This is a genomic window from Stenotrophomonas sp. HMWF003 (assembly GCF_003061285.1).
Classification (GTDB): domain Bacteria; phylum Pseudomonadota; class Gammaproteobacteria; order Xanthomonadales; family Xanthomonadaceae; genus Stenotrophomonas; species Stenotrophomonas maltophilia_AP.
The window spans coordinates 1-7,988 of record NZ_QAIW01000257.1; the positions used below are offsets into that span (position 1 = coordinate 1).

A 7,988-nucleotide genomic window follows, 5' to 3' on the forward strand; every position below is an offset into this window, starting at 1 on the left:
CCGCGGCGCCGCCCTGCGCGGCTACCTCGGCCGCCTCGGCGGCCAGCCGGTCGGCACGGCGGGCATGGTCCGCATTCTGCTTCACCGCCGCGGTCAGCTCCTCCAGCGAGGCGGCCGACTCTTCCAGGCTCGCTGCCTGCTGTTCGGTGCGGCGCGACAGGTCTTCGTTGCCGGCGGCAATTTCCGCTGACGCCGTGGACACCGACACCGCCGCCTGCTGGATGTCACCGACGATGGCGGTCAACTGCGCCACGGTCGCATTGGCGTCGTCGCGCATGGTGGCGAACACGCCGTTGAACTGGCCCTCGATGCGTCCGCGCAGGTCACCCTCGGCCAGTGCGCGCAGCAGCCCCGACAGCGCCGCCAGGTTGTGGTCGGCAGTGACCATCAGGGTATTGAGGCCCTGCACCATCACGCGGAAGTCGTACTGGTAGGCGTCGGCGTCGCCGCGCACGCTGAAATCACCGTCGGCCGCCGCCGCGACCAGCCGCTTGATCTCGCCGTTGATCGCCTGCAGGCGGCCGCGCACCCCGTTGACCGCCTCGGTGATCCGCGCCTTCTCGCCGGGCAGTACCTCCATCGCGTCGGACAGGTCGCCGTCGGCGTAGGCCCGGACCAGTTCGACCATGCGCATCTTGGTGCTGATGTGGGCATCGACCAGGGCATTGGTGCCGCTCACCATCGTGCCGAATTCGCCCTCGAAGCGGCCGGCGTCGATGCGGTGGCTGATCGCACCGTCGGCATGGCGCTGGCTCATGTCGTTCTGCGCAGCGATGATCTCGCGCAGCTTGCCCTGCATCTGCGCCAGCGCGCCCATCAGCTGCCCCACCTCGTCCTGGCGCTGGACCACGATCTGCCGGTCCAGGCGACCGGCAGCCACGTCGCGCGCCACCTGCCCGGCCTGCGCCAGCGGCACGCTCAGCATGCGCCGCACCACCACCAGCAGCGCCACGATCACCGCCAGCAGGCCGAACCCGGCCACCAGGGCGATGTGCAGCATCAGCCTATGCAGCACGCTCTGCAGCACCGACACCGGCTCCAGCCCCAGCACCGCCCACTTCCAGGGGCCATATGCCTGGGCCGACACGAAATACGCCTGCGCTGGGCCATCGGCCGCGGTGCGCAGGTGCAGCGTGGCCTGCTCGGCCTGGCCTGCCAGCAGCGCCTCCAGCGCGGGCAGGTCCGCCGCGTCCACATGCGTGGCCAACAGCTCGCCTTCGGCCGACGGCGCGGCGATCAGGCTGCCGAAGCGCTCGCCTGGCCGGGTATCCACGGCCAGGAAGTGGCCCTGCTTGCCCAATTGCGCAGTGCGCAGGCGCGCCTTCAGTGCAGCCAGGCCGTCGGAGTAGTTCTGCCCCACGAACGCGATCCCCACCACCTCACCGCCCGCGTTGGTGATCGGCGTGTAGTGGGTCATGTAGTCCACCCCGAACAGCCGCGCCGGGCCGGTGTAACGCCCGCCCTTCAGCAGCGAGGCGTAGGCCGGGTTGGCATGGTCCAGTGCGGTGCCCAGCGCACGGGCGCCCTCGGCGTTGCGCAGCGAGGTGGACACGCGCACGAAGTCGTCGCCTTCGCGCACGAACACGGTGGCCACACCCCCGGTGGCGGCAGCGAAGCGGTCCACCGCCGATTCCTGCAGGTTGATCGCCTGCGTGCCCAGGCGCAGCGTCGGCACCTGGCGTTCGCCAACGGTCACCGGCGCGGCCGCATCCAGGCTGGCCTCGCCGTCGGGCAACAGCGCGCGGAAGGTGCCGGCCATGCGTTCAGTGCTGTCGCTGAGGCTGCGGTCGTACAGCCCGACCGAATCCCGCATCAATGCGGTGGACGACTGCAGGCCGGCCTGCACGCGCTGTTCGTAGCTGTGGGCAACCTGGCGGTAGATCAGCGCCGCCAGCAGGACGAAGGCAACGGCAGTGATCAGGCCCATCAGCAGCGCGAGGCGCGCGCCGATGGAGGAAGAGAAAACGGTGGCGGCACGGGTCGTCATCGTTGGTACTCGGAAGGGGAAATGTGTGGGATGTTCGTCACACTTCTTATCGGCACCCTTTTTGGTCCTCTTTACCTTTTCCGGGCTAGTCCTTTCGTACTAGGGCAAAACGCCAAGTCCTTGTTTTTGCTTGTATTGGATCGTGACAAGTCTTCACAAACCCCGACCTGCGTTCAGAAACGCAGGCGGCGGCCGAGAGCGGAGCGCCGCGCGCGGTCTGAAGGCCCCGTAGGACACGGACCGCCTCGCCTTCCTCCTTCGCGCTCGCCGCATTGCGCGCGGGCCATCGCCGCCGCCCCTTGGCAGCGGCCCATTCACGGCGCTAGACTAGGTGCATCGCGAGGCAACGCCCACGCGGTCTGCACCATCCGTGGGGCCATAGCTCAGCTGGGAGAGCGCGTCGTTCGCATCGACGAGGTCAGGAGTTCGATCCTCCTTGGCTCCACCACTAATTCAGCCCGACAGGGCATTCGAAAGGCCGGAATACCTGCAAAAACAGGGCTTCCGGCCTTTTTCGTTGGACCGCCCCCTCCCTTTTCCATCCAGCGCCCTTGCGCGCCAGGCGGATGGGCAGAGCACAGGCGCTATTCGACGGCGGCCGCTACGTTTGCCTCTCCCCACGGTGCAGCCGGGTGGGGGCGCTGACCGGTCCCTCACCGGCGGACTCCAGTTCACCCCCGAGTGAGACCCGCCGCCTCATCCCGTCCGGTGCCGTCCAGAACCTGCCGATACCGGTGCGCTTGTCGAGAAACATGACGTCGAAGGAGCAGGTCACGCGATCATCCATCGCGCTTTGGCACTCGAAGAAGCGGCGCAGAAGGTCAAGATGGTGGGTATGGAACGCGCGGGTGTCGCTGAAGAACAGCGCCGGTCTCAAGCGGCCGTTGAACGCGTTGCATGCGGTCCGGTCCGGTGATCGCTGTTCCTGTATCGAGAAGCACGTACTGATCGGGTCAACGGTTTCCAACCGGATCCTGTGCTCGCCGATGTACACGCCATGCATCTGGAACCCATCAGAGGCGGGCAATGTAAAGAAGATGTTCCCTACACACTCACCAGGCGGACTACCTGCGCGAATACGCGCCGCCTTTGCCTCGCTGGCAATCTGCAGCACATCCACACGCGCATTCTGGCGCTCATGGAGCAGAAACAGGCGCAGGAAAACCACCATCAGCACGACGTCGCCGGAGCCCGCAATAGCCCCGTACTTCCAGGAATAGACCTTCTGATAATTGCGAATAATCACGTGTTCTGTCGCATTTGACCCCCGCGACAGCACGGCGCAATGATCCCCGGCAAGGATCAGATGGTCTTGCACATCGGCCGCAATAATCAGCGTCATGGCAGACAAGACTCCACGCACAGCGCATCGCCAGTAAAGGAACTACGTCATGCCGGGAAACTTCATCATCAAGGCCAGCCAGCATCCGTTCCTGGCCGGCGAACGGCTGCCCGCGCAGCTTGCATCGCTGCCGGACAACCGGGCAGCGCTGTTCGATGAAGCCTTCGTTCTGAAGGACAAGACAACCGGCGAGCCGTTACCCAATATTGCCTATCGCATCCTGCTTGAAGATGGAAACGCTCTGTCTGGCGTTACCGATAGGCTCGGCCTCACGCATGTCGTGAACTCCGCCGCCGCCCAATCGCTATCGCTGCAATTGCAGGAGCGCTGACGTCATGGTCATCACTGCCGCACGCATCCTGTATCGCACTATCGCCAGTTCTTCGACGTCACCGGTCTCCAACAAGGTACGCAAGGAGGTGCGGATCGACAGGCCGCGCGACGTCCTCCATCTGGATCCTGTTGCGCTGGCCCCGCAGATCCTGGATGAAGATGAGCGCCCCGTAGAGGGCTCGACCGAGCCCCATGCCATCCCGTACAAACACCCGATGGTCAAGGTGGCCCCGCAGACCAACCGCATTGCCCATCGCGAGCTGAAGCTCCGTGTCTGGAGCGAGGGCCGCCCGGACAACCACCATCAGGGCAAGACAGTGACATGGTCCATGGCGCCGCTATTCGTGCCGCCGGGCGAGGAAGGTCAACCCGCCCTTGATCCGGTGTTCCGGGGCAGTTGGGTGCATGCCGTTGCCGAACAGCGTGACCGCTTTACTGCGCCGGATGAACTAAGCGCGGTGGGATTCACCCGGCTCAGTCAGGAATACGCCACGACTTCAGTGGATGAGACCGGGCATACGGCTATCCGCGTCAACCTGGCACCGGTCGCATTCAATGCCGCTCGCATCAGTGTGCAACTTGAAGGGTCGGCAGCTGCGGTGGATGTGATTGATCTGGAAGTTCCGGGGATTATTGTGATTGACCCGGGGCATGGGGGTACACAGAACAAACCTGGCTCTTCGGCCAACAACGCAACATCGCATACCAGCGGCGTCCTTGAGAAGCAGCTGACACTGGATTTTGGACTACGCACGAAGAGCGCACTGCGTGCGCTACGTACCAATGAAAACCGGAATGTTCGAATTCATTTAACGAGGCCTGACGACGAAAACAAAGCCGGGATAGCCCGCGCCAAGGTAAGCCGAGAAGCCGGCGCCGACATACTACTCAGCATCCACTTCAACGGAGCAAATGGGATCGCAAGAGGGACAGAAACGCTGATCCGCCCCCGGAACGACAACGTCAATTTTACCGAAGACACCGCACTGGCCGAAAGAATCAACGATGCGACTTACGGCGCCATCCTCGCCCATGACGCGGGCGCAAGAAATCGCGGAGTAAAGTCAGAGAGGCAGCTTGCGGTTCTGAGTGACTCTGAGCTTGGAAACACCGTTAATTATCATCTGCTTCGCGCTGCGCTGCTGGAAGTAGAGTTCATCGACCACCAAGCCGTAGATGAACTCCTTAGCATCAACAGTGGCTACGAGCAGGTGCGGCAAGATATATGCGACGCCATCGCAGTTGCACTACTTGAAGATCTGAGGTGTAACCAATGAAAGTGCCGTCCCCACCCAGTCGCGCACTGCGGGGCCTCAGCCTGATCCATGCGGTTCTTATAGCCTGCACCCTGCAGTCGTTTGCCGTAGCAGCAACTGTAGATGTAGAACGGTCGATCGACATGGCACCGCCTTCCGAAGCGCGCTCGAAGCAGCCTGCTGTCAGCTACACACTGCAGCCTGAGAAGCTCCGTGAGACCTCGCGGCCCGTCCAGAAGTCGAAACTATTCAGACTCCTCGCGACCGGATCTGCGCAAGCACGGATCGTCAACGTAGATGGTGAGGTAGTCAGGTCATCCGCGCCAAGAGCAAGCATCCAGACCTTGCAGATCAGCCCTGACGAAGGCTGGTTCCTTGTGGAGGTGGGCAACTCTGGATACTCGGTTGTGTCTGCAGGGTCGCTGGTTGATATGGCCAGTCCGCCAACGCATCCGGAGGCCCCCGAAGACGCCACAGACTTCGAGTGGAAGATTCTAGACAACAACCATCTCATCGGGCAGGCCGACCTCCCTTCGCTGGACACCGAAGGCCTGACGGCAGCCGAGGTAGAGTCGCTTCCTCCCCGTGACACACTGATTTACCTGTACACCATCTCCAGCGACACCATGACCCCCATCCAAGTCGACGACACACTCTCTCGTCCATTCCATATCACAGGCGTCACCGACGGCCAGGTCGAGCTGCTGCACTACGTCACTTCGGAGATATTTGGCGCGAGGGTTGTCCCGGTTCCCACCCAGTGACCTCAGCAGCCGCTGGGTCACTGGGCGTTGCAGCCCGTCTGCAAACCCGTCAATCGTCTCCCTGGTCCTTGCGCTCCGGGCGCCGGGTTTCCGCGTCATGGATGGCCTGGTCGGTCTGGCCCGGGCGCTGTTTGGCCACTTCGTCCTGCTTGCGGTCCTGCTGGGCTTCCTTGGTGCCTTCCTGCTGGCCCTGCTGCTTGTCGTTGCTGGTCATGCTGTGTACTCGCTGTGGCCGTGTCACGGGGATGGCGACCAGCCTAGCCAGCGGGGAGTGATGCGCCGGTCACGGACCCGTATGGGCCATGGCAACGCCGCTGCGCTCGAACGCACCTGCCCGCGCACCGCTCCGCTCCGCTCAGTCCAGCTTGACCACCAGCTTGCCGAAGTTGCGCCCCTTGAGCAGGCCGAAGAACGCCTCCGGTGCCTGCGCCAGGCCCTCGACGATGTCTTCGCGGTACTGCACCCTGCCCTCCTGCAGCCAGCGCGCCATGTCGACCAGGAACCGGGGGAACAGCGCGTTGAAGTCGGACTGGATGAAGCCGCGCACGGTGAGCCGCTGGCGCAGCACCTGGCTCATGAAGCCCGGCAGCCGGTCCGGCCCTGGCAGCACCGCGCCACGTGCGTTGTAGGTGGCGATGGTGCCGCACACCGGAATGCGCGCGAAGTCGTTCAGCAGCGGCACCACGGCCTCGAAGACGTGGCCGCCCACATTCTCGAAGTACACATCGATGCCGTTGGGAACCGCCGCGCGCAGTTGGGCGGCGAAGTCGTCGGCACGATGGTCCAGGGCCACGTCGAATCCCAGCGTTTCCAGGTAGCGGCGTTTCTGCTCGCCGCCGGCAATGCCCACCGTGCGCGCGCCCTGCAGCTTGGCGATCTGCCCCACCGTGGCCCCGACCGGGCCGCTGGCGGCTGCCACCACCAGCGTCTCGCCGGGCTGCAGCCGGCCGATCTCCTGCAGGCCGGCATAGGCGGTGAAGCCAGGCATGCCATACACGCCCAGCGCGGTGCTGACCGGCAAGCCGGTGTCGTCCAGCGTGCGGGTGATGCTGTCCCCGTCCACCACCGCGTGGGTCTGCCAGTTGCCCGTGGCCACGACCTGCGCGCCGACGGCAATGCCGGGATGGTTGGAGGCAATCACATCCGACACCGTGCGCCCTTCCATCACCGCATCCACGGCCACCGGCGCGGCATACGAGGGGCCCTCTTCCATGCGACCGCGCATGTACGGATCCAGCGACAGCCAACGGTTGCGCAGCAGCACCTGGCCCGGACCCGGCGTCGGCACGGCGACCTGCTCCAGGCGGAAGTTGGCGGCTACCGGCTCGCCCTGCGGGCGCGAGGCGAGGACCACGCGGGTGTTGGTCAGATCGTTCATCGATGGCAACTCCATGAAGGTGTGGGCCCACGGTAGTCGCTGGCGATGCGCCTGGGGCGCGGGTAAAACAGCGTTCCATCGGTGTGCTGGCCATGCGGCACCGCCAGCCCCTGCCCTGCCTGCATCGGCAGTACCGATGCGACAACAGCATTCCATTGGCCGCCGCGTGTCGCGCTCGCCATGGCCACCCGGATGCCGCGTGGCGCATCATGGCGTGATGACCGCCCTTGCCCGCCACCTTCGCGCCAACGCCGCGCGCTATCTGCTGCTGTTGATGTCGGCCACCACCGGGCTTGGCCTGGTGCTGTGGGCCGTGCTGGCCACCGAGCCGGGCTGCCTGGCCGCCCAGGGCCATTGGTCGGGCCGCGGCCTCTGCCATACGCGGCTGTGCCTGCTGCAGGGCGACTGCGGGGAGATGGCCACGCCGGTGATCGGTTGCGCACACGTCCGGCCCGGCGACTCCCGCGGCAAGGTGTACTTCCACCTGGGCAACCCGCTGCCCGGCGCACCGGCACTGGCGCACTGGCAGGCATTCAAGGAAGGCGATGGCATCATCGAAGCGCGCTTCGAGGGTGATCGGCTGGTCAGCCTGGCATGTCCGCTGGCGCAGTAACCGATGCGCTGTCGTGCGAACCGGTCACCGGACTCAGCCGCTCAACCGCACCGCCTCACGCAGCTCGAACGGTGCCTCGCACTGCGTACAGCGTGAGGTGCCGAACAGCAGCCCCAGCGTGGCGATGAGCCCGTCGCGGTGCGCGCGTGCCATCTCCAGCAGCCAGCGCTCCGACTCGGCGGCCGGATCACGGGCCCCTGCTTCGATCACCGCCGTGCGCACCGCCCCGCCCCCGATCCACTCCTCGTGCGTGACGAAGGCCTGCGGCGGGTCGATGACGAGGTATAGATCGGCCTGGCATGCCGGGCACACGCC

The 7,988-nt window shown here is 65.1% G+C and carries 9 protein-coding genes and 1 tRNA gene; 5 read left to right on the top strand and 5 right to left on the bottom strand.

Annotated elements, in window-relative coordinates; genetic code table 11:
* A partial coding sequence (locus DBR34_RS10675) for a Cache 3/Cache 2 fusion domain-containing protein (protein WP_146186816.1) occupies window positions 1-1,987 on the bottom strand: 1,987 nt, incomplete at its 3' end.
* A gap of 372 nt (window positions 1,988-2,359) precedes the next feature.
* Between DBR34_RS10675 and DBR34_RS10680 the strand changes: the two genes are divergently transcribed.
* Window positions 2,360-2,435: transfer RNA gene (locus tag DBR34_RS10680), tRNA-Ala, on the top strand.
* 153 nt (window positions 2,436-2,588) lie between these two features.
* Here DBR34_RS10680 and DBR34_RS10685 read toward each other — a convergent pair.
* Window positions 2,589-3,329, bottom strand: a complete 741-nt coding sequence (locus DBR34_RS10685; RefSeq protein WP_128096771.1) for a hypothetical protein — start codon at window positions 3,327-3,329, stop codon at window positions 2,589-2,591.
* 49 nt (window positions 3,330-3,378) lie between these two features.
* On the opposite strand from DBR34_RS10685, the gene DBR34_RS10690 reads away from it, so the two are divergent.
* Genes DBR34_RS10690 through DBR34_RS10700 form a run of 3 tightly spaced genes read left to right on the top strand, consistent with a single transcriptional unit; the run spans window position 3,379 to window position 5,682 of the window.
* Window positions 3,379-3,660, top strand: coding sequence for a hypothetical protein (locus DBR34_RS10690; protein WP_128096772.1), 282 nt, complete (start codon window positions 3,379-3,381; stop codon window positions 3,658-3,660).
* 4 nt (window positions 3,661-3,664) lie between these two features.
* Window positions 3,665-4,939 carry an N-acetylmuramoyl-L-alanine amidase gene (locus tag DBR34_RS10695; protein ID WP_128096773.1) on the top strand — a complete coding sequence of 425 codons (1,275 nt, stop codon included), beginning with the start codon at window positions 3,665-3,667 and terminating at the stop codon, window positions 4,937-4,939.
* Complete coding sequence (locus DBR34_RS10700) at window positions 4,936-5,682, top strand: hypothetical protein (protein ID WP_128096774.1); 747 nt, start codon at window positions 4,936-4,938, stop codon at window positions 5,680-5,682. Before DBR34_RS10695 ends, DBR34_RS10700 begins: the two co-directional genes overlap by 4 nt.
* 49 nt (window positions 5,683-5,731) lie before the next feature.
* Here DBR34_RS10700 and DBR34_RS21310 read toward each other — a convergent pair whose 3' ends face one another.
* A complete protein-coding gene (locus DBR34_RS21310) occupies window positions 5,732-5,896 on the bottom strand; it encodes a hypothetical protein (RefSeq protein ID WP_181393970.1) in 165 nt (54 codons plus the stop codon).
* 141 nt (window positions 5,897-6,037) lie between these two features.
* Window positions 6,038-7,060 carry an NADP-dependent oxidoreductase gene (locus DBR34_RS10705; RefSeq protein ID WP_128096775.1) on the bottom strand — a complete coding sequence of 341 codons (1,023 nt, stop codon included), beginning with the start codon at window positions 7,058-7,060 and terminating at the stop codon, window positions 6,038-6,040.
* A gap of 217 nt (window positions 7,061-7,277) precedes the next feature.
* Between DBR34_RS10705 and DBR34_RS10710 the strand changes: the two genes are divergently transcribed.
* Window positions 7,278-7,673 (top strand): hypothetical protein, encoded by a 396-nt coding sequence (locus DBR34_RS10710; protein ID WP_128096776.1) that lies wholly within the window; start codon window positions 7,278-7,280, stop codon window positions 7,671-7,673.
* A 33-nt stretch (window positions 7,674-7,706) separates the two neighbouring features.
* On the opposite strand, the gene DBR34_RS21315 is transcribed toward DBR34_RS10710, so the two are convergent.
* Window positions 7,707-7,988: hypothetical protein (locus DBR34_RS21315; protein WP_219928257.1), on the bottom strand; the 282-nt coding region annotated here is incomplete at its 5' end.

Excerpts from the sequence above, each read along its gene's own strand:
- DBR34_RS10685 (WP_128096771.1), bottom strand. The coding sequence starts at position 3,329 with ATGACGCTGATTATTGCGGCCGATGTGCAAGACCATCTGATCCTTGCC.
- DBR34_RS10705 (WP_128096775.1), bottom strand. The coding sequence starts at position 7,060 with ATGAACGATCTGACCAACACCCGCGTGGTCCTCGCCTCGCGCCCGCAG.
- DBR34_RS10710 (WP_128096776.1), top strand. The coding sequence starts at position 7,278 with ATGACCGCCCTTGCCCGCCACCTTCGCGCCAACGCCGCGCGCTATCTG.
- DBR34_RS10700 (WP_128096774.1), top strand. The coding sequence starts at position 4,936 with ATGAAAGTGCCGTCCCCACCCAGTCGCGCACTGCGGGGCCTCAGCCTG.
- DBR34_RS10695 (WP_128096773.1), top strand. The coding sequence starts at position 3,665 with ATGGTCATCACTGCCGCACGCATCCTGTATCGCACTATCGCCAGTTCT.
- DBR34_RS21310 (WP_181393970.1), bottom strand. The coding sequence starts at position 5,896 with ATGACCAGCAACGACAAGCAGCAGGGCCAGCAGGAAGGCACCAAGGAA.
- DBR34_RS10690 (WP_128096772.1), top strand. The coding sequence starts at position 3,379 with ATGCCGGGAAACTTCATCATCAAGGCCAGCCAGCATCCGTTCCTGGCC.